Genomic DNA, 25796 nt, shown 5'->3' with positions numbered 1-25796 from the left:
GGCCCCGTTCACCCGCGCAATGGTGCTCTTGCTGCCAATCTTCAAGTGCTCAATTGTGAATATCTGTGATACCTGGGTCACACTATTTAACTGCACATCCAGCCTGTGCCCTATTCACGAAAACTAATTTAAATAAACTCCGGTTTAAATGTTTACTTGATGAAACACCCTGACTATTATTGCCGCACTGTCACCTGCCATCCAGCGCCCAACATAAGGTAGTCCCCATGTCCTTGATCAACGAATATCGTGCCACCGAAGAAGCTATCAAAGAGCTGCAAGCCCGTTTGAAGAACCTGTCCCAAGACGACAAACTGCAAACCGAGCTGGAATTCGAAGGCAAACTGCGCACCCTGATGGGCGAATACTCCAAGTCCCTGCGTGACATCATTGCGCTGTTGGATCCAGAGTCCAAAACCAAGGCACCACGCGGCGGCGCAGTAAAAACTACTGGCACCAAGCGTGCTCGCAAAGTTAAACAATACAAAAACCCGCACAACGGCGAAGTCATCGAAACCAAAGGTGGCAACCACAAAACCCTGAAAGAGTGGAAAGCCAAGTGGGGCGGTGACGTGGTTGAAGGCTGGGCTACCCTGCTGGGCTAAGCCGCAAAGCTTGTCGCAGCCACATCCGCGACAAAAAAGAACGCCAGCAATCGCTGGCGTTTTTTTATGCCTGAAATTCAGGCCTGAGTTTTTTTCATTTTCAAAGATTCAAACGTTTGCGCAATGTCTGGACATAATTGTTCCACTCATTGAGCACCTCTTGCTGGAACGGCGTCGCAGTAATGTTCAATTGGGCTGCGGCTTCTACGAATGATTCCAGGGTATTGGGCGCCCCCCACTCGGGCGCTGACAAACGTTGCAGACAGAATATTCGCCAGCGTTCTTGCTCTTCGAAACTCAACGTATCGGGAAAGTTACGTGCGCGATATCGAAACAATAATTCAGGCAAACGTTCATCATCGAACGGCCATTGTTCTTGCGCTAATTGCGCCGGGTCAGCCGCGCGGACTTGCTCACAAAGACGCCGGTCCCGATCACCGATAAAACCATCGCATAACTGTTGTTCAGGGTCTTGGCTCTGGGCGAAATCCTCGCGGGTATAAATGGCCTGAACTTTATCGCGCCAAACTGTTTGTGCGGCACTTAGCCGCAGCGTGCGCTCCTGATAAAGCGCCATATCCAGCCCCAGGCGTTGCTGATCATCAGGACGCAGCACCGACAACGGCGCCACCACCGGGCACTTGTTAATGTGGATAAGTTTGAGCGGCACCGGCAATTCGCCCTCGGTCAGTTCATCACGGCGGGTATACAAACGCTGGCGCAAGGTCTCGGCATCCAGATCCAGCAACCCCTGAGGGTCCAGGTGCAGGTCACAGACAATCAACGCGTTCTTGTTGCGTGGATGCCAGGCCAGCGGCAACACCACCCCGACATAACTGCGTGCCGCCGAAAAACGCCCGGAAATGTGCACCATCGGCTGCAACAGCCGAACCTGATCCAGCACCTTTTGTTTGCTGCGCAACTGAAACAGCCAATCGTAGAGCTTCGGCTGTTTTTCCCGAATCAAACGCGCCAGCGCGATGGTCGCGCGAACGTCCGACAATGCTTCGTGCGCATTGCCGTGATCGATGCCATTGGCGGCGGTCAAGCGTTCGAGTTTGAGCGTCACCCGCCCTTCGGCGTCCGTCGGCCAAACCAGGCCATCGGGCCGCAAGGCATACGCCGCTCGCACCACATCGATCAGGTCCCAACGACTGTTCCCGCCCTGCCACTCGCGGGCATAGGGGTCGAAGAAATTTCGGTACAGGCTGTAACGAGTCATCTCGTCATCGAAACGCAAGGTGTTGTAACCCGCGCCACAGGTGCCCGGCGCCGCCAGCTGCGCGTGTACCCGAGTCATGAAATCGGCTTCACTCAAACCGTGCTCGGTGAGTTGGCCTGGCGTGATGCCGGTGATCGCGCAGGCCATCGGATGCGGCAGGATGTCTTCACTGGGCTGGCAATAAAGATTGACCGGCTCGTCTATGACATTGAGATCAAAGTCAGTGCGAAGCCCCGCCACTTGCAGCGGACGGTCACAACGCGGGTTGATGCCGGTGGTTTCATAGTCGTACCAGAAGATCGAGGTCACGGGCTATTCCTGAACTGAAGATCGGCGAAGTCTAGGCGCTCACATCCCGCCCCGGCCAGCAATCTTGCATTCAATCACCTCTGACCACGCACCGTGCAATACATAGTTATGTCGTTTTCCCCCGTGAGGCTGCTAGCATCGGACCCACAGAGAATCCCGATCAGGCCACATCATCAGGTTGCCCATGCTCGAGACCACAGCACTGCCAAGGAAAGCGACGCTGTCCCCGCCACTGGATACGCGGTATCAGGTTGAAACGCCGGAAGGCATCGACTTGCCACTGCGCCCGGCCGGGTTGATGGTGCGTGCGCTGGCGTTCTCCATCGACCTCGGGCTGCGCGGGTTGATTCTGGGCCTGCTGTTTATTGTCCTGGCGTTTCTGGGGAAACTCGGCGCCGGGCTGGGCTCAATCCTGCTGTTCGCCGTGAGCTGGTGGTACATGGTGTTGTTCGAAGTGCTCAATCAGGGGTGCTCGCCGGGCAAGCAATGGATGGGCCTGCGGGTCGTGCAGGATGACGGCACACCGATCGGCTGGTCCGCTTCGCTGCTGCGCAACCTGCTGCGATTCGTCGACCTGTTGCCGTTCGGCTATTTCCTCGGCGCCATCAGTTGCCTGCAACATCCCAGCTTCAAACGCCTCGGCGACCTGGCCGCCGGCACGCTGGTGATCTACCGCGAACAGCCGCTCACCCGACCGCAAGTGCCCGACGCTGAACCACGACGTCCGGCCTTCTCCCTGACGCTGACCGAGCAACGCGCCATCCTCGGGTTTGCCGAACGCCAGGGGGAACTCTCCGAAGCACGGGTCACCGAGCTCGCCACCCTCCTCGCGCAACCGTTGAAGGTTCCAGCGCCACGCGCCGTGGCGGAACTCAACGGCATCGCCCGCGGCTTGTTGGGCCCCGCATGAAGCAAAGTCTTTTCGAGAATCGCCACAAGGCTGAATGGGCGCAGTTTTCCCTCATGCTCGACAGGCTGGAGCGCAACAAAGACACCTCACGGGTCGCCAGTTTTGCGAAAGACTATCGAAGGCTCTGCCAGCACCTGGCGCTGGCTCAGGAACGCGGTTACAGCAGTTTTCTGATCGACTCGTTGCAGCAACAGGTCCTGCGCGGGCATCAACAACTGTATCGGCATCGCAGCCGTCTGGGTGCCAATGTCCTCGGTTTCATCCTCGCGGATTTTCCGCGGCTGGTGCGCGAACAGTGGCGCTTCGTGCTTGCCGCCAGCCTGATGTTTTTCGGCAGCCTGATCGGCTTCGCGCTGCTGGTGTATCTGTTCCCGGACCTGGTCTACAACCTGATCCCGGCACAACAGGTCAGTGACATGCAAAGCATGTACGACCCCAACGCCGGACACCTGGGTCGCTCGGCGGAACGGGCGGCCAGTGAAGACTGGGTCATGTTCGGCTTCTACATCATGCACAACATCGGCATCGCGTTTCAGACCTTCGCCAGCGGTTTGCTGTTTGGTCTGGGCAGCGTGTTTTTCCTGTTCTTCAATGGCTTGATGATCGGCGCGGTAGCCGGGCACCTGACGCAGATTGGCTACGGGCAAACCTTCTGGTCGTTCGTGATCGGCCACGGCGCTTTCGAACTCAGCGCCATTGCTCTGGCGGGTGCCGCCGGCCTGCAACTGGGCTGGGCATTGATTGCGCCGGGACGTCTGCCACGCGCCGAAGCCTTGCGAGTCGCGGCGCGCAAAAGCGTATTGCTGATTTGCGGGGTCATGCTGTTTCTACTGATTGCCGCGTTTATTGAAGCCTACTGGTCGTCGATGACCGGGCCGACGCCGATGACCAAATATCTGGTCGGCGCGGCGCTTTGGTGTCTGGTGGCGATGTATCTGCTGTTTGCCGGACGGACTCGTCATGCGCCTGAGTGACGCCACCGTGGTGATCCGCCCCCGCACCACCTGGGAAGCCATGGACCTCGGCGTCCTGCTGAGCCAGCGACACCGACGCCTGCTGATGACCAGCTGGGCCATCGTGACCTTGCCGATTTTCGCCCTGCTCACCTTGTTGCTGTGGGATTCACCGTCCCTTGCCGCGTTCATTTTCTGGTGGCTGAAACCGGCGTTCGAACGCCTGCCGTTGTACATCCTGTCCAAAGCCATGTTCGGTGAAACGCCCACCTTGAAACAGGCGCTGCGCCACTGGCCGCGACTGCTCAAGCCACAATTGCTCGCCAGTCTGACCTGGCGACGCTTGAGCCTGAGTCGCAGTTTCCTCATGCCGGTGGTGCAACTCGAAGGCCTCAGTGGGCAAGCGCGGCAACAGCGCTTGCAGGTGCTATTGCAACGCGACGGCGGCGCGGCGCGCTGGCTGACGATCATCGGCGTGCATCTGGAAAGTGCGCTGTGGATTGGCTTGATGGTGCTGTTTTATCTGCTCCTGCCGCAACAGGTCGAACTCGACTGGAGCTGGCAGACATTGCTGTCCGCCGCCACACAAGACTGGAACTGGCTGGAACACCTGACCAACGTGTTTTACGTGTTGGTGCTGGTGGTGTGGGAACCGATTTATGTGGCCTGCGGCTTCAGCCTTTATTTGAACCGGCGCACGGTGCTGGAGGCCTGGGATATCGAGTTGGTGTTCCGTCGCCTGCGCCAGCGCTTGAGCAGTACCGCCGTCGCCCTGCTGCTGGCGGCATTTTTACTGATGCCAGCGGCGCAAAACCTATGGGCCGCTGAGTCAGTCGTTTCGCCGGACAGCCCGCGTCTGCTGGACCAGCCTCTGACCAGTCAGGCGTCCCGGGACAGCATCAAGACGATCCTTGATCAGCCGCCGTTCAAGAACAAGGAAACGGTCACCCGCTATCGTTTTGGCGGCGAAGACAAACCCGACGCCGAAACTCAGGACGATGGCAAAGCTCCCGAGTGGCTGAAGGCGCTGCTCAAGTTGCTGGATACCCAGCGTTTCGGTGCCTTGGCGTCCCTGATTGAAGTGCTGCTGTGGGGGACGGTGGTCGGGGCCATCAGTGTGCTGGTCTGGCGTTACCGTGACTGGTTGCAGGCGTTCGTCAGTCGCCGGCCGGGGTTGCCGCGCAACGTCGCACGGCCGCTACCACAGCAAGCATTCGGCCTGGACCTCAGCCGCGAAACCCTGCCCGCCGACATTGCCGCCAGCGCTGAAAGTCTCTGGCAATCCAATCCGCGTGAGGCGCTCGGGTTGCTCTATCGCGCCCTGCTCAGCCACTTGCTGCACGACTACAACATGGCGCTGAAACCGGCCGACACCGAAGGCGAGGTGCTGGAGCGCGTCGAACACCTGCGGCACCCCGCGTTGTTGGCCTTCAGCAAAAAACTGACGGGGCACTGGCAGAACATGGCGTACGGGCATCACCTGCCCCCCGCGCAGGTGCAACAGGAACTCTGTGACGGCTGGCGAGCGCTGTTCAGTCCGGGAGCGGCGCATTGAACCGGCGGCTCTGGCGGGTGGCCGGCGTGTTCTTCGCTGTGCTGTTGGCTGCGCTGAGTGTTTATCTGTATTTCAAGGCAACGCCCTATCAGACGGACATCGATCACGGCCCCTCGCCCGAAGCCTTGGCCAACCCTTATCTGGCCGCCGAGCATTTCCTGCGCAGACAGGGCCTGACTGTCGGCCATGCCAACAGCCTCGACGTGCTGCCGGCTCTGGACCCGCGCCAGCACAGCCTGTTGCTGTTCGGCGACCGGTACAACATGACCCCACGGCAGATAGACCAAGTGATGAACTGGACCCGCGCCGGCGGGCGTCTGTTGTTCATCGCCGAATCGCTATGGGATGAAAAAACCGGCCAAAGCAATGACCTGCTGCTCGACCGGGTCCAGGTGCATCAGTCATTGAGCAAAGATCTCAAGGACCCGCCGCCGGATGCCGGCAAGGATCCTTACCCCAACCTGACCAAACTGTATCTTGAGGACGAAGACGCGCCGGCCTACGCCACCTTCGATACCGCATTCCATCTCGAAGACCCGAAAAATCTCGCGCAAGCCTGGGCCAACAGCAGCAAGGCCACGCACATGATGCAGCTCAACCACGGGCTCGGCTCGATCACCGTAGTCACCGATGCCGACCTGTGGAAAACCCCGGCCATCGACCAATACGACAACGCCTGGCTGCTCTGGTACCTGACCGCGAACACCCAAGTGACGTTGATGTTCAACACTGATCACGACAGCCTGCTGACCTTGTTGCTGCGCTATTTCCCTCAGGCACTGGTCGCACTTATCGCCCTGATCGGCCTTGGCCTCTGGCATGTCGGCGTGCGCCACGGCCCAGTGATTGAACCGATGCCCAGAGCCCGCCGGCAACTTCAGGAACACCTGCGTGCCAGCGCCGATTTCATCTTGCGCCACAGCGGTCAGGACCGTCTGTTGCAAGCCTTGCAGCAAGACATCCTGCGCCGGGTGCGGCGCCGTCATCCCGGTTTTGAACAACTCGGCGTCGCCGAACAATGGTTGGTGCTCGCACGCCTGACCGGCCAACCCACACGCGCTATCAGCCAGGCCATGAGCCCGCGACCGAAGCAACGGCTGTCCAGCGTTGAATTCAGCCGTCAGGTCGCCCACCTGCAAACCTTGAGGAACGCCTTATGAGTGAACAGATCGAGCCCGGCGCACCGAGCCACGCCGAGCAGCAACGCCAGCGCGCCAGTCACCTGGCCCAAGCGGTAAGAGTCGAACTGCAAAAAGCCGTGATCGGCCAGAACACAGTGATAGACGACGTGCTCACCGCGCTGATTGCCGGCGGCCATGTGTTGCTCGAAGGCGTGCCAGGGCTGGGCAAGACTTTGTTGGTGCGCGCCCTCGCCCGCTGCTTTGGCGGCGAATTCGCGCGCATTCAGTTCACACCGGATCTGATGCCCAGCGACGTCACCGGGCACGCGGTGTACGACCTGCAGACCGAGCAATTCAAACTGCGCAAAGGGCCGTTATTCACCAACCTGTTGCTCGCCGATGAAATCAACCGCGCCCCGGCGAAAACCCAGGCCGCGTTGCTCGAAGCCATGCAGGAACGGCAAGTCACTCTCGAAGGCCGCGCTCTGCCCATCGCGCAGCCGTTCATGGTGCTCGCCACGCAAAACCCCATCGAACAGGAAGGCACTTACCCGCTGCCGGAAGCCGAACTCGACCGCTTCATGCTCAAGGTGCGCATGGACTACCCTGACGCCGAACAGGAGTTGAACATGGTGCGTCAGGTCAGCCGTTCGACCCGGGCCGACATGCTCGATGTGCAGCCGCTGCGCACTGTGTTGCAAGCCAAGGACGTGTTGGCCTTGCAACGCATCGCCAGTGATTTGCCGCTGGACGACCAAGTCCTCGACTACGCCGTACGCCTGGCCCGCACCACCCGCAGCTGGCCCGGCCTGACCCTCGGCGCCGGGCCTCGGGCGTCCATTGCGCTGGTGCGCTGCGCCCGGGCGCGGGCCTTGTTGCGTGGCGGTGAATTCGTGATTCCGGATGACATCAAGGGCTGCGCACTGGCGGTGTTGCGCCACCGCGTGCGCCTTGCACCGGAGCTGGATATCGAAGGGCTGGAGGTCGATCACGTGCTGCGGCAACTGCTCGATCAAGTGCCGGCACCGCGCCTGTGAAACCCTCGCGCCTGCTGCTGATCTGGCTCGCAATCCTGCTGGCCATTGGCATCGTACTGGGCACCTTGCGCGCACTGGACATTGCGCTGCCTTCAAGTCTATTGGCGATCAACTGGGGTTTACTGCTGGCGCTACTGGTCCTGGCAATACTCGATGCTGCCCGCCTCACACGCCTGCCCTCACCCCGGGTAACACGACAAATGCCCGGCAGCCTGGCACTCGGTCGCTGGAGCGAAGTGCGGCTGGAGGTTCAGCACAACTTTCCCCAGCCATTGACCCTGCGAATTTTCGACCACGTCCCCGACGGCCTGAGCTTCGAAAACCTGCCCCTGCCAGTCGAACTTCAGCCCGGCCAGCACAGCCTGGTCGGCTACCGCGTGCGCCCACTCAAGCGAGGTCACTTCAGCTTCGATCACTGTGAAATCAACCTGCCAAGTCCATTGGGCCTGTGGTCCGGCCAGCGCCTTTTGAGCGTCACCGACCACACCCGCGTCTACCCCGATTTTGCCCGCCTCTACGGCGGCCAACTGCTGGCCGTGGACAACTGGCTCAGCCAACTCGGCGTACGCCAGCGACAGCGGCGCGGCCTGGGCCTGGAGTTTCATCAGCTACGGGAGTTTCGCGAAGGCGACAGCTTGCGTCAGATCGACTGGAAAGCCACCGCCCGCCAACGCACCCCGATTGCGCGGGAGTATCAGGACGAGCGCGATCAACAGATTATTTTCATGCTCGATTGCGGAAGGCGCATGCGCAGCCAGGACGGTGAACTGGCGCATTTCGATCACGCGCTGAATGCCTGTCTGCTGTTGAGTTACGTGGCGTTGCGCCAGGGCGATGCGGTGGGGCTGAGCACCTTTGCGAGCGATCAACCGCGTTATCTCGCGCCGGTGAAAGGGGCAGGGCAACTCAACGTGTTGCTCAACACGGTGTACGACCTGCACAGCACTCAACGCAGTGCGGATTATCAAGCGGCCACAACCCAATTACTGGCCCGACAAAAGCGGCGGGCATTGGTGGTTCTGGTCACCAATTTACGGGACGAAGACGATGAAGAACTCCTGACCGCCGTCAATCGGCTGAGCAAGCAACATCGGGTACTTGTCGCCAGCCTGAGAGAAGACGTGCTCGACACCCTGCGCCAGTCACCCGTGCAAACGTTGAACGAAGCGCTGACGTATTGCGGGACCGTGGATTACATAAATGCACGAGCCGAATGCCATGAGCGGTTGAACGCTCATGGCGTGCCGGTGGTAGATGCACTGCCCGGGGAGCTGGGGGCGGCGTTGGTGACGCGTTACATGAGCTGGAAAAAAGCAGGGATGAGTTAACCGACTGTCATGCCCTGCCCCCCATTCACTCGCGCCCAAGACTGCCGCAGCCATCAACGGTTGCGCAACACACAAACTCAGGCGGGTACCTCATAAGACCTTCCGTCGACATCGAGCTTGCTCAACTTGAGAGGCACGAGATGCAGCTCCACGCTGATGTCAGTGATTCGCAATCCAAACGACTCACTTAAATCAGAACCCTGCAGGCGCAAAGTAATTTTTTTATCGGCCGCCTCCACATCCTTGATCTCATAAGAGGGATAGTGATTCCAGTCGGCTAGCGGCTGCCTGTTTTTTTTGCCGCTCAAATCAATAAAATCTCTCTTCCCGGAATCATTTTCAATCTCTACCCCGGCGTTGCCGCCCTCCCCGTAGTTTTCATACTGAAATGAAATCCGATAACTTGCCCCCGTCAGTTGCTCCTCAGTAAAGGTCGCCGTATCGAATGCCTGAGAAACACCAGCCTTTTGATTCATCATTAGGTAGTTACCGTAATCAGAATCCGCACGTGTCACCGCGTTCCCGACGCCATCGTGGGTCCAATTACTTCTCCACGTCGTCGGAGGAAACCTGCCATCTTTAACCAGATTACGGCCCTGGATTTCGTCTTCGCTCATCATGATTTCACCTCTATTGATCCATGGTTGTAGATGCAGCCCACTGCCATTCATTGCGTTTGTCAGCACCCCGTACTCAGGGCCGCTTCGCGCTCAATCGCCCAGTTTGTCCAGTACCGCTTCGGTGTAAGCCGTACCACCGGCCTTCGCCAGATAACGCACGTGCACAATGATGTCCGTCAGACTGCTGATCAGCTTATTCTGGTCAACTGATGTCGATCGCGGAAACGCGAGTCGCCATTGCGAAACAGCGCCGGTGCCCTCAAACGGTAGATAGCGTTCATCACCGAAATTCACCTGATGCATGCCGGAATCCTCAACGCCGTGGCTGACCCCTACTTGCTGGTGGCTCCGTGGGTTGAGCAAAACATCGAGGGGCGGCATTGGGTTTTCTTCGGCACCATAAAAATAATCAAGCGAATCGATGTTGGCTTTGAGCACCGTGGCGCTACTGATTTGCGTAAGGGTTGCGCGAACATCCTGATAAGGGCCAAGCACCGCCGGAAAAGACAGTGAGAGGCTGGTGATCTGTCGGCAGTAATGACCTGGGTAATCGCTGTCGAACATCCGCTGGCTGAACTCGAAATCGAGTTTGCCCTTCTTGAGTTCACCGATCACCGACTCCCAGGGGGTTGCCAGTGCGTACTTGCCTTGCTCGAACAGCTGGCGCAAGGAGATCGTCTTGGTCAGCTCCAGTCGACGCTCGTTGCGCTCCAGGAACATGCGTTCCATGCGCAGCAGGTCAAGCTGCATCGACTGCCCGGCGCTCAGGCCGTGGCGATTGTCCATCCAGACGTTGGGACGAATCACCCGCGTGTCGAAATCACCCATCTCGTACTGGAAGCTGGCTTCCGCGCTCAAGCACAACGCCACGACGGCGTCATAGGCCTGGAAGTACAACGTGGCCATCTGGCTCAATAGCCAGCGATAGAGTTCGACGTTGGTGGCCCGGGTTTTGTAGAACGCGTAAATCTCCTGGGCATTTTCGTTGGCTTTTTTCGTTTGAGCCAGGCTGGCTTTGGCTGCGAGGAGTGTGTGGTGATGGCTTTTGAGCTGCTCCTCGATGACCATCAGTTCGCTGTTTGCCTGGCTTTCGAGATGTGCCCATTCCTGATCTCGGCGATAGTAGTAAGCAGCCCGCTGCGAGGCCTCGCCAGCCGCATAGGATACTGCGCTGCCAGCCCTTATCACTGCAGCGGACTTGTTTAATGACGCACCGCGTTGACCGCCACCGACAACTGTGACGAGAGTGGGAGGCAGGCTTGCCGTTGCTGTTGCCATGACAGTGTTGGGGGGAGTGTCAGCAGCGCCGGAAGCAGCGTCTGGCACTACAGAGGATGCACCAACAATCTTACCCGCGAGCGCCAGAACATCCCCACCTGCTTCCCACGCCAAAAGGCCTTTATCACGAACCTCCCTATAGTAGGTAACCTTCTCTTCAATCATTTTTTTACTGTTCTTTGAAGCGGCTTCGGAAGCCTGCAACTGCTTGATCGTCTCCTCCTGAATGGTGACCGCATGTGCCCCCAGTGCAATGACATGGCTGTGCTGCAATTCTTCCAGCTGCCCACGATCACGCTGTTCCATCAACTGAAGCACCTCACGGCCAAACCCGATAAGGGTTTGCACCGCATTTTGCGCCGTGGACAGCATCGTGCGAAAACGATAGTGCGGAATATTCAGCCAGCCCCCCGCGTTGCGCGACGCGCCCGATGAACCACCGGCCTGTGCATGCAGCAGATCGAGCGGGTTGGTCGGCGGCGCATACAACAGCAACGACATTGGTTTGCCATCGATGGTCAGGTTGTGCCGCATGTTCCAGAGGCACTCTTCAATGTATTTCCAGGTGTCGAGCAATTGATCGTTGGTGAATGGGCGCAGCACATCTTCCAACCCCAACAGTTCGAAGTCGGGCGTCCCATTGACTCGTGCCGGCAGGTTCGCGACGTCGACGTTCAATGACCGCGCGAACGTCTCCAGCGACGAGGCACCGGCCACTGGTTTGGCGCCGAGAATGTCTTCTGCGGACTGAGGCGTCCAGCGGCTCATGGCTTTTGCAGTGGGGGCCGGGCCCATCAGCGACAAGGCACGCACGTATTGCAGTTTCGCCGCCACCAGGCTGTCGCGGGTCAACCGCCGGTAAAGCGAATCGGCGTGGGCAATGATGCAGCGCACGTACCCCATGAAAATGGCTTTGCGGTAGTGAATCCGGTCCGAAAACGCGATGGCATCGGGGTCCACCAGGCTTTTGGCTTCGTAGCTGAGGTCTCCTGGTTCCAGCAAGGGACGACAGAGCCAAAAGCGTTCACTTGGGTCCTTTTCCCCCGGGCGTGCGGTTCGAATGTGCGGGTTGAATATGTATTGGTACCAGCGCTGCGATTCCTGGTAGTTGCGCTCTTCACACAGGCGATGGGCAATCAGGAACGGCAAATGAAAAAACAGCTCCCAGTAAAACTGCCCGTGGGCGCTGTTGAAATCGATAGCGACATTGCCGCTCACTGGTCCGGGCTCAAAGGTATTCTGAGTGGCCAGGGACAAGAGCTCATCGATGGAAATAGCTGCCTTGGCCACCAGTTGAGGGCCGAAAAGAGAGTTGAGGCGTATCCATTGGACCCCCGTGACTGCCAGTGGTCGAGTATCCAGAAACTGCGCGCCGGAGGCCTGTTTGCTGAGCAAAGGTACGTTGCTGGCGTTGGGAACCTGTTTGATCTCGATGTCATAGCGGTCTCGACCATAACGGCCTTCAGGGTTTTCACCCCAGACAACACTCAGTTTTTTACCGACTGGGTCACCCGTCCAGCGATACTCGATCCAGGGGGTTTCATACCAGCCCTCTAATGAACTTTGGGATTGCCATTGGCCTGGAAGAACTGTATTACCGTCCAAAATTTTAAGAGCCATTGCGACTTTTTCAGTGGACCGTGACACAGACAGCGCGAACGCAGTACCTGTCTTTTGTTTGAACGACCAGGATTTATCAAACATAAAAACACTGAACCCTGCACCACTCTCAATCTCTGAACGCCTGATTAGCCAGAGCGCTTCCATCTGCTTAGGCGTAAGAACAATGTTTCTAGACAACGTATACCAATTATTATTGTCTTTTACGAAATCTCCAACCGAATAAACGCCTATATCAACTGGCTTCCCATTTACATCATCCAGACACAATGAAAAGGGGAAGGCTTTCTCCGTCACCACCGACAGACTAATGGAATTAGCACCGATTTTATTTATCGTATATTGCGCAGTCCAGCCCCCCTCCGGTAATTCGAAAACGTCCTTAATATGCAATTTTAACAATTCAAAATCATAACCAGCAAGATCATAGACACCTTGAACTTGTAATACGTTGGTCGCCTGAAGCGCCCCCTCCACTACACTTTTTCGACTCGCGAAATTTAAATTCAAGGAAATAAACTTACTTAACTTCCCTTCTCGAGTCTGATCAACAGCAGCCACGACTGATGGAGGCAACCGTTTTTGACTCAGTACCGCGCGTTCGCCAAGCAAAAGCTTGTGCTGTAAACCGTTCTGATTGGCAAAGCGCCCATTGGCCAACACCTTCAGACTTGCGATGTCGGGAGTTTGCGGCTCAAACAAGGCATTACGCTGAGCGAAAATCCATCCGAGCTCCTGCTCATCCGTTTCCTCCGCTATTGTTAAACCAGCAGGCAAGTCCGTAGTGGTAAAGCACACCGCCAGCGTGTCGTCGACATCTTTTGTCGTCCCGGAATAGGTCACCACCACCAGACGCGCAGACGCCTCGGACGCCTTGGCAAATTCCTTTTTGCCCAGGCTCAAAGGCGTCGACCAAATTCCGTTCACGGCCAGATAAGACAGCTTGACCTCAACCTGCCAAGTGCCCGGCACGGTGATGTCCTTACCGTCATTGTCTTTTTCAACCTTGTCTGGCCCTTGCAACCCTTCGGCCTGAACGATCATCAGACGCCCAGCGAAAAACACCGGCCGCATCGCCAGCACCGTCGCCGAAACGGGAATGCCAATGGGTTTCCATTCGGTCCAGGCCGCCGGCGGGAGAAACGTGCTGTTGGCATTTAACTCGACATGGGCTTTACGCCAGAAATAGCCAAAAGGTTGCACCCTTTGCCGAGCAATCAAGTAGTAATCGGCATTCTTGAAGTTCTCCCCCTTTCCCGTTCCCGTACCGTCAAGACTGTCGATGTACCCCGCACACATATCGAGGTTGCAAATTTCTTCAAAGTTTTTCAAGTGTTCAAACAAGGCCATCTGCACTGATGCATCGCTAAGGCTTGCTTGACCGAGGTTATTTTCAAGCTCTTTGAATGATTCGGATTTTGTCAGGCGTAGCGTCGGATTTATCCAGTTTTCCGAATAATCGCACAACATCTGATAACCTGCCCAGTCGCTGATATTGCAATAGCGCTGATGCCAGGCCACTAACTCATCGCGGGTAAACTCCTTTGTATGCCCAGGTTCCAGGCCACTGTAAATTGCGCCAATGTACTGTTGCAGACAAGCAATGGCCTCAGCCAGACGCGATGTCTCTAATTGCTGGCCGACCTGACTATCCAAAAGCAAGTAGTGATACAAATCATGGAGCGAGGTGAGCTTTAGCGGTTTGCTTTCAGATTCAGTCGGTGCAACTTTCCCAAGATAGAAGTCCGCAAGGGCCATGCAACGACGCTCTTCCAAATTACCAATAATAGAATTTTCCACTGTTATTCTCCTGAAACCCTGCATGACCCTGGGTATTGTTCGGCATGATGAAGTCCGCGAAAGACTGGATACTGCACTGCAGTTTCCAGTCTTTCGATAGTGCGCCTTCATCTTTCAATCAACTTTACAACAACAGGTTTCGATACCGACTCGTTAAGATTTTGGAACAACTGTCAACGACAAGCCGGTCCACTGCGATGTTTCTAGCCCCTCCACATAAAACCCAGCCGCTAAGGCATGTGCGCCCGGCAGAAGGTTCGGCTTGAACTGGACCCGCCAATGGCCGTTTTTGTCCACTATCCCCTGGGCATAAATTACTGTTGGAGAATTGGCCTTCACCACACGCACTTCAACGCCAGGCATGCCCAAACCCTCAATCCAGGACTCAACCCTGACCGTGCTGCCCGAGGCGGGTCTCAGGACTGTTGGTTTGTCGACAAACGCGCCAGTCACTGTTACGCGAGCATCCACTGCCCACGCCTCGGTCGTATCGATATGCCGCTGCTTGACCGACAACACATGCGGCCCCGTCGACAGCAATTCGGCCAACCTCACCGACCATGTGCCATCGTCACGCACGCTGGTCCGGGCCAGCAGGGCCTTCTCATCCCGGTTTTCAAAGATGTAGATCTGGGCTGACGGGCTGCCCTTGCCGTGGAGCAGCGTTTGGACTTCCACTTTTTGCGAGCCATCGGCGGGGTAGATCAGTTGCGGCGCCGGTGCATCCAGACGGCCAGGCAACACCAGGCGCTGGTCAATCCGGTTGCAGGAGAACGTCAGGTCAAACGTGCTGTTGCGCAGATCCTTGCAGACGATGTCCCAACTGAGGGTCTTCTTGTCACCTACCAGCACATAGGCACCGGTTTTCGGAGTGAACTCCATCCCCAGGCCATTGGCGGAGAACTCACCGGTCCAGGCCAGCATGGCCCGCGCATCGGAAAGGTCGACTGATTCCGGCATGTCGATCTCAAGCGTATAGCGACGGCCCCTGATAAATTCCAGTCGCTCCCGGGCAGTCACTTGCCGGATGACGGTCGCTGTTGTGGTGTCCGTCAATTTGAATACCCAATTGATAGCCGCGACGACCGTAATGTTGAACGTGCGTTTGTCTTCCGGGGTACTTAACCGGTCTGCCGTCACCACATAGTCGCCCGCCTCTGGAAACTCGTAAGGGAAGGTCGAACGGCCCAACGCGTCCGTCGGATAGGAGATCGGGCCTGCGACCGTCTTTCGAGCGTTGGTGGTTTTTTTGGTCACTGTCCACCAGATCGGGCATCTGGCAACCGCTTTCGCCTGATTGTGCGTGGCCTCCCGCGTTTCGACCCACAACGAGGTGGGTGCCCCCGCCACGGGAAATTTATAGTCCAGAGACTCGCCGTGAATAGTCACACCGCTGGCCACGTAAATGTCGAGTTGCTGCTGCCCCATTTTCACCTTGGCGGTGAAGGACTGATTTCCTGCTTGCGGCGCGCTCACCGTGAATTTAGCGATACCGTTTTCGTCGGTTTTAATCGTTTCGATCGGGTCCGTGCCGGTTCCCGAATACAATCCGACCTCCTCGCCGACCGACGGAAGTTTGCCAAGGCCAATCACATGGCAATGAATCACCATTGGCTGCCCTGCAACGGCCATCGAAACCACCTCCAACAGTTTGATGAACGGCTTGTCGACAAAGGTAATGCTAGTGATGACAAGCGGATCCCTGTTGCTGTAACTGGCCACTGCGCTCGCGTTCTGAATGGGTTCGATACTGGTGATTCGGGTGCGGGCAAAGCCATTTTCATCCGTGCTTACCGACCACGGGTCGGGAACGACTCCCCGCCCGGCAAATGTCACGGTACGACCAACCCCTGGGTTGCTGTAACCATCCACGAGACGAACAGCCGCTTCAAAAAATGCCTGTCCACCCGCCAAAAATTCTTTGCCGACGGGATCGCTACTTATGGTGTCGAAGTCCAGCGACGACTCATCGTAATCAATAAGAATTTTCGGCGAGTACACCACTTGGGCCAGGCCATAAGTGGCTTTGACTTGCACAGCCCCCATCCACTTCGATTTTTCCGGTTTGAAGCGAACCACCGCACGCCCCTCATTATCGGTGATCGACGTACTGGCGAGTAATCCGGGACGATCACTGCTCCAGCTCACCGTGACATTCGGCACGACCTGGTTGGTGAGATCACGCAAGGTCAGTTCGATCAAGGCGTATTGATTGTCCACATTGGCGATCAGGGTGTCGTTGATGCACCTGATTTCATGAGTCACGCTCTGGCCGACTTCACCGATCAACTGCGCCTGGCCCTGAATGGCCGACTCGGACAATTTTTCCAGGACATGTTCTGCTGCGCTTCGGCAGGCGTACTTGTCGCTGTCCGGCGTGAGCGCGCCCAACCCGATGATGGCCTTGGCATCCAGCCCGGTCCTGATCGCCAGTGCACGGATTCGCAGCAGGGTATCCAGGGACGACATATCGCGAATGATCGGGACTCTCGAGGCCTCCGGCTTCAGATAAAGGATGCATTCAAGCACCTCCCTGACGCCCCACTGCACCACTTCCGCCAGCAAGCTTGCCGCAGAGTCACGAATCAGGCGCACATCCTCAGGGGTCAGACTCTCCGGAAGCCCATTGACCAGTTCCAGGTAATGCAGAAGTTTTTCCGCGGGCTGTCCGGTTTCGGCCACCACCCGCTGAAACAGCGTCAGGTAATACAAGGTGCTGAGCGTGAGCTCTTTTGGATGCTTGAGGCCAAACCACTCCCAGTTCTCTCGCAGGGTCAGGGCCATCAGCATGGCGGAACTCAGCCCCAGTTGTTGAACCACTTCAGCACGTCGTACCAGGTGTGCCAGCAAGCTGAGCACATCATCGCCGACCTTGACCTTCTCCGTACCTGAAGTGACGGCGTCCAGCGCTCGCGCCGTCTCCAACAACAGCAGGTAAACACCGTTCGTATTGACCCAACGGAGTAACGGCAGCGCCAGGTCCTGTGAAATGCTCAAATACACCGACAAACTTTCCTGCACCACTGCCCGTTGCGCATCCCTGGCTTGCAGCAGCAATGCCAGAATTACGCTGCGAACACGCTCAACATCCCCAGGCGGCAAGTTCGCCATCTCGACAGCCGTTTGAATTTCTCCGCGAGCCACCCGCTCGTAGTCCTCGTCATCGCCTTCTTTCCCCAACACCAGGCCATTAGCGTCAACGACATTATCAAGCAGTGTCAGCCAGCCCGCCTGCGCGGAATCATTGCTTTGAGGTACGCCTGCGGCCCGAAGCGCGGCCTCGGAGAATCGCACCGGGTGCAGTCGCTTGTGGACTTCCTGCAGCAGCGTGACTTCTGCTTCAGTGGCCAAAGGAGGTGCGATCACGGGCGCCACCTTCTGCACGAGCCAAAGCACGCTCAAGTCGTTTTCCTGCGCCCACTGGACGCAGGATTGCACCGCCTGCATCACGTTCAAAACGTCGCCAACGCCGCTGGTGCCGCTGATCAGTAACCTGGATTCGCCGAGCACGCGTTGGAGCAATTCGCTGCCGTTTTTCTCGCTGAAGGTCTCCAGCAATGCCGCCAGTTCTATGGCGCTGATGCGCAGGAACGAAGCCAGCAATACCAAACGATACAAGGAAGAGAGTATCGGCAGGCTGCGTTGCAGTTCGTCCCTGAGGTTGTAGCTCTTGGCCACGAAGCGTGCGAGGTAGCGCCAGGTCTCCTGATTGATGCCCAGGCTGGTGCAAATCTGATCGACGGTGCGCTTGTCGGCGCGAGTTTGCGCTTCGATCGCGAAGTAACCGTTGTCCGCCTTCAGCGGCGTATCAAAAAATGCCTGGGCGTTGAAGATACGGTCGAACTGTGAAAGTCCTTCCCCACGGCTATAAGGGGAAATCTCATCAATCAGGGCCGCAAATTGCTCGGCTGAGCATTTGAAGCGCAGGCGAAACTCCTGAAACAGGCCGATGGCCCGCAAGGTATTGGAAGTGATCCGGGAAGGTTTACTTGACAGCGCGATTTTGCGGACTTCCGGGTCAAGGATGTCCCCCCGCAGCTCCGCTTTGAACGCGGCCATGATCAGCCGATCGCATTGGTCCACAGGCAACTCCAGCCAGCGACTGAGGCGAAGAATCCGGTTTATCCGCTCAAACCGGTTGCCGATGGCGTTGGTGAATTGACGAGTTTTACCCGCTGCGGGATCCGACAGCGTAATCACTTTTTCGTCGCCATGATTGATGTAGGCCGAACCGAACTCTTTGGATAACTGCGAGTCTTCCGGCCCTTCCGGTTGCGGCCACTCCACATTGCTGGAACGCTTCGGTGCGTAACCTTCAATCGACAACAATGAGGTCAGGGCCTCTGCCTCAATTGAGGTCTTGGCGCAGAAATGCACCGAGTCCAGCAGCTCAGTGCCCGTCGAGCCAAAATTATCGCTATAGAACTTTGTCCATTCGGCGGTAGTCGCTCTGACGGGAAGAAAACTCTCGGTCAGCAAGCGTTGCCCTTGTGGCCCGATGTTGCAGGATTGATGCAGCGCAATGTCCGAAAAAACGCCACGGGCACCTGGTTGTTTGAAGTAGGGGCCGGACTCATCGATGGTCCGCACGACCTCCCCCAGAGACAGTTTGTTCACCTCCAATACCTGCTTCCATTGTTCGAAATACCACTCGAACGGCATGGAGCGGAATGGAAAACGCTGCTCCAGCAAATGGTCATCGACCACTTGATTGTTCAACGCTGCCGGCGTGAGGAACGATTCGATGATGCTTTCCAGCACTTCATTGACCAGGGATACGGTTGGTTTGATCTGGAACATGCTCGTTGTGTCAAGGATGAGCTTGACAAGATCGGGCCGCCGGGTTTCGAACTCAATCAACCCTGCGTTGTTCTTGGATCGGGCTTCAAGATCTCGGGCCAGCAACACCAGTCGCAAAAAATACGCCACCGGAGAAATGCTCGAATCCGGGCTCTGTGACGGGCTCGCACCTTCCCAATCCGGGTCGAACAAATCGTCGAAAGTAGGTCCGCCCGCCCACGCACTGATACCGGTCCGATGCAGCGGATTGGGAGGTCCAGGCCTCACCAGGCGTTGTTCGCGAAACTCACGAGCGGTATGCACCGCCAGGACCTGGGCTTTGTCCAGCAGCACTTTCGCGTCACTGCTGTGCAGTCCGAACGTCTCCACCAAGCGCTGAGGCCCCATCTTCAACATATTGAAAACCGAGCCGCCTTCTTCAATGTAGCGCTCGACGTTTCCCATGGCCGATGCGTCTTGCACACCTGGTGTCATGTCGAACAGTTGCTTGAGGGGTGGGTTGGTGAAGTCCTTGCTCATTGTTGCCTCCAGCCTGTCAGGAAGTGCGCTCTGATTGGCCCGAAGGCTGGAGAGCGAATATGCGACTGCATCCGAGGTCTTTTTTACGCTGTACGCCACAAGTGCCACACCTGTGAAAACTGACAGTCCCGACGAGTGGTATGTGCGAAATTACGTTGACCAACAGCCTCGACAACAAGGCACACCCTATGGCCGTGGGACTTATCAGTTGAGTGAGTTGGGGATGGATAAGTCGCTGGAGAGCGATCAGGCAGAGGGGGTCGGCGGCGTCGCGCAGTCGTTGCTTTTGGGGTGTCTGGATTGACGCCATCGCGAGCAAGCTCGCTCCTACAGTTGATCGAGGGAGTTCATAGCCGATCTAACGTGGGAGCAAGCTCGCGATGCCGATTCAACTCACGCCGAAGCCGGCAACGGCTGAAAACTGAAGTACTGCTTCAACGCCCCGACCAATTGCCCATACTCCGGCGGTGCCCGTTGCAGGCTGAACCCGGCGTCATAGTGGTGAGGGGTCGTGTCTTCATGGCACCACAGGCAGAAAGCCTTGAAGTCGATGACTTGCTGGCAGCCATCGATCATGGGGATTTTCAGGCGCAGATCGAAATCGGCGCCGATCATCATCGGGAACTGACTGATGAGCATCAGCCCATCAGCGGAGACGTTACCCAGGAAACCAATCGGTTTGTCGGTGACACCGTTGAACACTTTCAGAAAATACGGCAGTTGATGCCGCTCGATCCGGCGGTCAGTGAACATGCGCAATTCGCCCGGCAAGGCCCTTAAGCAGAGCCGCACTAATACTTCGGAACGGGCCTGCCTGCCTTTATCAAACAAGAGCCAGGCAATGGGCGCGCTCTCCCCGATCCCGGTGCGCCAGTCCATGCAACCGCTGTCGCTTACTCCTGCCGATCACAGGTGTTACCTCGGTTGAGAGGCAAGGCTCTGAACCGGTCATTGGACTATAGCTCACCGTCGTGGGTGAGCCAGCCTTGGGATGACAACTGCAATCAGAACCGGGTCGGGCGAACCACGGCGGCTGTGCTGCGCAGCGGATAATGACCCAGCGACTGCAAGGTTTCCAAGCGGGCGCGGGCGCGGTAGGCGTACTCGCTTTGCGGGTACGCCGTCTGGATGAACTGATAGGTTTGCGCCGCATCGACGAACATTTTCTGCCGTTCCAGACACAAACCGCGCAGCATCGATACCTCTGGCCACACATAAGGCCGCGCGCGGCTGGCGCGTTCGACTTTGGACAGTTCGAGCGTCACCTGCTCGCAATTGCCACGGTCATAAGCGCTGTAGGCATTATTCAAATGATGGTTCATCGAAAAACGGGTGCAGCCCACGACACTGAGGGCAAGGGCGGCTATGAGCACGAATCGCATTGGGGGTTCTCCTGTCTTGAACTCTGTATCGACCCGTGAGCGGAAATCTTCAGGATTGTTCGGTTAAAGAAAGAAACGAATAACAAAGCTCTTCACAAAAAGTAGTGCACATGAACAATGACTACACCCACGGACCATAGTAGCCTCACTCAGCGCTTGAACTCAGGAGTCTTTGCATGTCCGTCCGTCGTACCAAAATCGTCGCTACCCTTGGCCCGGCCAGTAACTCGCCGGAAGTTCTCGAACAGCTGATTCTGGCTGGCCTGGACGTCGCCCGCCTGAACTTCTCCCACGGCACCCCCGACGAGCACAAGGCTCGCGCGAAACTGGTGCGTGACCTCGCTGCCAAGCACGGCCGCTTCGTCGCCCTGCTGGGTGACCTGCAAGGCCCGAAAATCCGTATTGCCAAATTCGCCAACAAGAAGATCGAGCTGAAGATCGGTGATCAATTCACCTTCTCCACCAGCCATCCTCTGACCGAAGGCAACCAGCAAGTGGTCGGCATCGACTACCCGGACCTGGTCAAGGACTGCGGTGTGGGCGACGAGCTGCTGCTCGACGACGGCCGCGTGGTGATGCGCGTCGATACCGCCACCGCCACCGAACTGAATTGCACCGTGCTCATCGGCGGTCCGCTGTCCGACCATAAAGGCATCAACCGTCGCGGCGGTGGCCTGACCGCGCCAGCCCTGACCGAGAAAGACAAGGCCGACATCAAGCTCGCCGCAGAAATGCAGGTCGACTACCTCGCCGTGTCCTTCCCGCGCGACGCTGCCGACATGAACTACGCCCGTCAACTGCGCGACGAAGCCGGCGGCACTGCCTGGCTGGTGGCGAAGATTGAACGTGCCGAAGCCGTGGCTGACGACGCGACCCTCGACGCGCTGATCGAAGCGTCCGACGCGGTGATGGTTGCTCGCGGCGACCTGGGTGTGGAAATCGGCGACGCCGAGCTGGTGGGCATCCAGAAGAAAATCATTCTGCACGCACGCCGCCACAACAAGGCTGTGATCGTCGCGACCCAGATGATGGAGTCGATGATCCAGAACCCGATGCCGACCCGTGCCGAAGTGTCTGACGTAGCCAACGCCGTGCTCGACTACACCGATGCCGTGATGCTCTCGGCAGAAAGTGCTGCCGGCCTGTACCCGCTGGAAGCCGTGCAAGCGATGGCGCGCATCTGCGTCGGCGCTGAAAAGCACCCGACCAGCAAGACCTCCAGCCACCGCATCGGCAAGGTCTTCGAAAGCTGCGACCAGAGCATCGCGCTGGCGGCCATGTACACCGCCAACCACTTCCCGGGTGTGAAGGCGATCATCGCCCTGACCGAAAGTGGCTACACGCCGTTGATCATGTCGCGCATCCGTTCTTCGGTGCCGATCTACGCGTTCACACCACACCGCGAAGCCCAGGCGCGCGCAGCGATGTTCCGTGGCGTGTACACCATCCCGTTCGATCCGGCTTCGCTGGCGCCTAATGAAGTCAGCCAGAAGGCTATCGACGAGCTGGTGAAGCGCGGCGTAGTAGAGAAAGGCGACTGGGTCATCCTGACCAAGGGCGACAGCTACCACACCACCGGCGGCACCAACGGGATGAAAATCCTGCACGTTGGCGACCCGCAGGTCTGAGTGAACGGTTGCTGAAAAACAAAAGCCCCGCCATGTGAATGGCGGGGCTTTTTTGGTTTCTGATCCAAAAAATGTTTCGCTTGATCTGGCCCCTTCGTCGGAATGCCGCCCAGACCAAGCCCGCTCCCACAGGGTTTTGTGGCGGTCACACGATTTGTGAACAATACCGACCACTGTGGGAGCTGGCTTGCCAGCGATGAGGCTCGCCCGGCCAACGCCAATTCAATGCCGATTGATAAACCCCGACAACGCCGCAATCGCCTCCGGCGAGCGCAGCCGTTGGGTGAACAACGCGCCCTCTTCTTCGATCACCTTGCGCAGTTGCTCGCGGTCCGGGGCCTTCATCAATTGCTTGCTGATGCGCACCGCTTCCGGCGGCAGCGATTCGAAACGCAGGGCCATTTCCCGTGCCTTGGCCAACGCCGCTTCGCCACTGCCCAGGGCTTCGGTGGCAATCCCCCACTCGGCCGCTTGCTCCCCGCTGAAGCCTTCGCCCAGCAGCAACAACTCAGACGCTTTGGCATGCCCAAGCAAGCGAGGCAATAAAAGACTGGAGCCGAATTCCGGGCATAAGCCAAGATTGACGAAGGGCATGCGCAATCGCGCGTCACGGGCGACATACACCAGATCGCAATGCAGCAGCAGCGTCGTGCCGATTCCCACGGCGGCGCCAGCCACGGCAGCGATCACCGGTTTGCGGCATTCGAGCAGGTTGAGCATGAAGTGGAACACCGGGCTGTCGAGGTTGCTCGGCGGTTGTTGAATGAAGTCGGCGATGTCATTGCCGGCGGTGAAGCACTCGGCGCTGCCGGTGATCAGCACGGCGTTGATTTCGGGGTCGATATCAGCCTGTTTCAACGCTTCGGCCAAGTGGCCGTACATCGCACGGGTCAGGGCGTTTTTCTTGTCGGGGCGATTCAGGCGCAAGGTCAACAGGCCGCGTTCGCGTTCAATCTGGATGGCATCGGTCATGGAAGGTCTCGCGTCTGAAAAATCAGCGCTCAACCGCGAGGCAGGAAGACGTCGGCCAGCAGTTGATTGCGCGGCAGTCCCGCCAGGTACAGGCGCCGGGCGAAGGCGTCGACGCTGTCGGGGGACCCGCAGAGTAAGGCTTGGGTTTGCCGGGAAACAAGCCGCAGTTGCGCCAAAGCCGCGGGCAACTCGGTCGGTGTCCACAGCTCGATACTGAGGTTGGGGCGGCTGGCGGCCATGGCTTGCAGGGGTTTGGCCAGATAATGCTCATCGGCATCATGAGCCAGGTGAATCACGCGGATGGCGCCTTGGTGATCCTGGCGCAGGGCTTCGCGCAAGACGCCGAACAACGGGCCCAGCCCGGTGCCGGCGGCCATCAGCCACAGCGGGCGGGCGTGCCAGTCGGCGTCGTAATGCAGCGCGCCGCCACGCAGCTCGCCGAGCCGCAGCGAGTCGCCGATCTGCAAATGACGCGCGGCGGCACTGAATGCGCCGGGCTGGCGACAATCAAGGTGAAACTCCAGAAAGCGGTCTTCTTCCGGCAGGCTGGCCAATGAATAAGGCCGCGCCACGTTGCCGCTCCACAACACCAGATGCTGTCCGGCGCTGTAGCGCAACGGGCGTAGTGGCGTCAGGCGCAGACGCAAAACGCTGCTGCTCAACCAATCGACGGCGGCGACCTCGGCCGGACGACCGTCCTGTTGCGGGTCGAAGGCATGTACCTGCAAATCCTCGACCACCTGACACTGGCACGCCAGGCGCCAGCCTTGCTGACGCTGCTCTGCACTCAGGGCATCGGGGCGGCTGTCACTCGGCAATCCTTGCGTGCATTGCACCAGGCAGGCATGACAACTGCCGGCGCGGCAACTGTAGGGAACGGACACGCCGTTTTGATTCAGCGCGTCGAGCAGGTTGCTGCCCACTGCCACCGACCATTGCCGATCGCCGACCCGTAACTCAGGCATCGACGTTCTCCCACGCCGCCGCGCAACGATTGCGGCCGCCGCGTTTGGCGCGATAGAGCGCCTGATCGGCACGCTGCAAGGCGTCGTCGAGATCGTCGCCCAGTTCCAGCAGGGTCATGCCCGCCGACAGGCTGAGATTGCCGACCTTCAGGCCGATCAACTCGACGTCGGTGAAGGCAATCCGCAACCGCTCGCAACAGGAGGTCAGGCGTTCGGCACTGCAATCGGGCAGCAGCACTACGAACTCTTCACCGCCATAACGGGCCAGCACATCGCCCTCGCGCAGGCAAGCGCTGGCCACACCGGCAAAGGCTTGCAGCACCTGATCGCCAGCAGCGTGGCCGTGCACGTCGTTGATGCGCTTGAAGTGGTCGAGGTCAATCAACGCCAGGCCATGCACCACGCCGGGCTCCATGGCGTTGAGCTCACGGGAGGCCATGCGCAGGAAATGCCGGCGGTTGAACAATCCGGTCAATTCGTCGGTGGCCACCAGGTCTTCGAGCTGGCGCATCATCCCGCGCAGGGTGTCCTGATGCGCCTGCAAGGCAAAGCGGCGCTGACGCATCCGTTGACGCGAGGCCTGGACGTATCGAGCGTAAAGCTCCAGCCAGACCAGCACGATAAACAGCACGCACACCTGCAACGCGGCCAGCGCCGGGTCGGCCAACTGAAAGTGGTAGCCCTCCCACAGCGTGATCGCGCTGAAACTGAAAAACACCAGCAACGCGCACCGCGCAAAGGCGCGGCGCGACAGGTGAAACAGTCCGAACAACAGAATTAGCACGTAGAACACCAGGAACGCGCCACGGGCCTCGTCCAGATTGGCGATCAGCCAGGTTTGCCAGCCCAGCCCGAGTAATACTTGCGTTTCAGTCAGACTGGGATCGGAAAACCGCAGATTGCAGCCGCTGTAAAACACCGCGAACAGCGCTGCCTGGCTGATGACCACCAATGCGCTGCCAACGGCGACGTTGGCCAGGGGCTCATCGTAGTGGCCGGTGAAAAACGCCAGCCACAGCAGCAGTAGAGCCAGGGCGTAGGTGCCGGCCGCAAGGGCAAAACGTTTGAGCAAAAGGCGCTGGATAGCGTTATGGGTCAATCGTTGACTCACCGTGCGAAAGGAGGCTGATCGAGTGTCCTACTCTACAGACCGAATGCCACTTTAGTGGCGT

18 protein-coding genes are annotated in these 25796 nt (G+C 58.2%); 9 read left to right on the top strand and 9 right to left on the bottom strand.

The window, feature by feature from the left end; translation table 11 throughout:
- The first annotated feature begins 227 nt into the window (after positions 1-227).
- Positions 228-605 carry a histone-like nucleoid-structuring protein MvaT gene (mvaT, locus tag ACI77H_RS10550; protein ID WP_007933316.1) on the top strand — a complete coding sequence of 126 codons (378 nt, stop codon included), beginning with the start codon at positions 228-230 and terminating at the stop codon, positions 603-605.
- A 100-nt stretch (positions 606-705) separates the two neighbouring features.
- Here the strand turns inward: mvaT and sbcB are convergent, their stop codons facing one another.
- Positions 706-2136 (bottom strand): exodeoxyribonuclease I, encoded by a 1431-nt coding sequence (sbcB, locus tag ACI77H_RS10545; protein WP_407011848.1) that lies wholly within the window; start codon positions 2134-2136, stop codon positions 706-708.
- Positions 2137-2320: 184 nt separating this feature from the next.
- Here sbcB and ACI77H_RS10540 point away from each other — a divergent pair, with 184 nt between their 5' ends.
- The 6 genes from ACI77H_RS10540 to ACI77H_RS10515 are packed head-to-tail and all read left to right on the top strand — an operon-like array spanning position 2321 to position 9040.
- Positions 2321-3046 (top strand): RDD family protein, encoded by a 726-nt coding sequence (locus ACI77H_RS10540; protein WP_407011847.1) that lies wholly within the window; start codon positions 2321-2323, stop codon positions 3044-3046.
- Positions 3043-4020: a stage II sporulation protein M gene (locus tag ACI77H_RS10535; RefSeq protein ID WP_407011846.1), complete on the top strand. Its 978-nt coding sequence runs from the start codon at positions 3043-3045 to the stop codon at positions 4018-4020. The genes ACI77H_RS10540 and ACI77H_RS10535 overlap by 4 nt, the downstream gene beginning before the upstream one ends.
- Positions 4007-5554, top strand: coding sequence for a DUF4129 domain-containing protein (locus ACI77H_RS10530; RefSeq protein ID WP_407011845.1), 1548 nt, complete (start codon positions 4007-4009; stop codon positions 5552-5554). Before ACI77H_RS10535 ends, ACI77H_RS10530 begins: the two co-directional genes overlap by 14 nt.
- Positions 5551-6714 (top strand): DUF4350 domain-containing protein, encoded by a 1164-nt coding sequence (locus ACI77H_RS10525; protein ID WP_407011844.1) that lies wholly within the window; start codon positions 5551-5553, stop codon positions 6712-6714. The genes ACI77H_RS10530 and ACI77H_RS10525 overlap by 4 nt, the downstream gene beginning before the upstream one ends.
- Positions 6711-7712 (top strand): AAA family ATPase, encoded by a 1002-nt coding sequence (locus ACI77H_RS10520; protein ID WP_407011843.1) that lies wholly within the window; start codon positions 6711-6713, stop codon positions 7710-7712. The genes ACI77H_RS10525 and ACI77H_RS10520 overlap by 4 nt, the downstream gene beginning before the upstream one ends.
- Positions 7709-9040 (top strand): DUF58 domain-containing protein, encoded by a 1332-nt coding sequence (locus ACI77H_RS10515; RefSeq protein WP_407011842.1) that lies wholly within the window; start codon positions 7709-7711, stop codon positions 9038-9040. The genes ACI77H_RS10520 and ACI77H_RS10515 overlap by 4 nt, the downstream gene beginning before the upstream one ends.
- A gap of 77 nt (positions 9041-9117) precedes the next feature.
- On the opposite strand, the gene ACI77H_RS10510 is transcribed toward ACI77H_RS10515, so the two are convergent.
- The 3 genes from ACI77H_RS10510 to ACI77H_RS10500 form a co-directional block, all read right to left on the bottom strand.
- Entirely contained in the window at positions 9118-9660 is a 543-nt protein-coding gene (locus tag ACI77H_RS10510; RefSeq protein WP_407011841.1) for a hypothetical protein, read from the bottom strand.
- A 90-nt stretch (positions 9661-9750) separates the two neighbouring features.
- Positions 9751-14358 carry a neuraminidase-like domain-containing protein gene (locus ACI77H_RS10505; RefSeq protein ID WP_407011840.1) on the bottom strand — a complete coding sequence of 1536 codons (4608 nt, stop codon included), beginning with the start codon at positions 14356-14358 and terminating at the stop codon, positions 9751-9753.
- Between the two features lie 153 nt (positions 14359-14511).
- Complete coding sequence (locus tag ACI77H_RS10500; RefSeq protein ID WP_407011839.1) at positions 14512-19677, bottom strand: Tc toxin subunit A; 5166 nt, start codon at positions 19675-19677, stop codon at positions 14512-14514.
- A gap of 112 nt (positions 19678-19789) precedes the next feature.
- On the opposite strand from ACI77H_RS10500, the gene ACI77H_RS10495 reads away from it, so the two are divergent.
- Positions 19790-19981: a hypothetical protein gene (locus ACI77H_RS10495; RefSeq protein WP_407011838.1), complete on the top strand. Its 192-nt coding sequence runs from the start codon at positions 19790-19792 to the stop codon at positions 19979-19981.
- A gap of 89 nt (positions 19982-20070) precedes the next feature.
- Here the strand turns inward: ACI77H_RS10495 and ACI77H_RS10490 are convergent, their stop codons facing one another.
- Positions 20071-20430, bottom strand: a complete 360-nt coding sequence (locus ACI77H_RS10490) for a PilZ domain-containing protein (protein ID WP_407011837.1) — start codon at positions 20428-20430, stop codon at positions 20071-20073.
- Between the two features lie 251 nt (positions 20431-20681).
- The gene (locus tag ACI77H_RS10485; RefSeq protein ID WP_407011836.1) at positions 20682-21059 is read right to left on the bottom strand and encodes a tetratricopeptide repeat protein; all 378 of its coding nucleotides are present in this window, start codon (positions 21057-21059) and stop codon (positions 20682-20684) included.
- Positions 21060-21235: 176 nt separating this feature from the next.
- Between ACI77H_RS10485 and pyk the strand changes: the two genes are divergently transcribed.
- Entirely contained in the window at positions 21236-22687 is a 1452-nt protein-coding gene (gene pyk, locus ACI77H_RS10480; RefSeq protein WP_407011835.1) for a pyruvate kinase, read from the top strand.
- 222 nt (positions 22688-22909) lie between these two features.
- Here the strand turns inward: pyk and ACI77H_RS10475 are convergent, their stop codons facing one another.
- Genes ACI77H_RS10475 through ACI77H_RS10465 form a run of 3 tightly spaced genes read right to left on the bottom strand, consistent with a single transcriptional unit; the run spans position 22910 to position 25723 of the window.
- Complete coding sequence (locus ACI77H_RS10475) at positions 22910-23659, bottom strand: enoyl-CoA hydratase-related protein (RefSeq protein WP_407011834.1); 750 nt, start codon at positions 23657-23659, stop codon at positions 22910-22912.
- A 29-nt stretch (positions 23660-23688) separates the two neighbouring features.
- Positions 23689-24624: an iron-sulfur-binding ferredoxin reductase gene (locus ACI77H_RS10470; protein WP_407011833.1), complete on the bottom strand. Its 936-nt coding sequence runs from the start codon at positions 24622-24624 to the stop codon at positions 23689-23691.
- A complete protein-coding gene (locus ACI77H_RS10465; protein ID WP_407011832.1) occupies positions 24617-25723 on the bottom strand; it encodes a GGDEF domain-containing protein in 1107 nt (368 codons plus the stop codon). The genes ACI77H_RS10470 and ACI77H_RS10465 overlap by 8 nt, the downstream gene beginning before the upstream one ends.
- Positions 25724-25796 lie beyond the last annotated feature (73 nt).

It is taken from the genome of Pseudomonas sp. O230, from assembly GCF_045447035.1.
GTDB lineage: Bacteria > Pseudomonadota > Gammaproteobacteria > Pseudomonadales > Pseudomonadaceae > Aquipseudomonas.
Note: the sequence above shows the minus strand (reverse complement) of the source record. Positions and strands in the feature narration are given on the sequence as shown.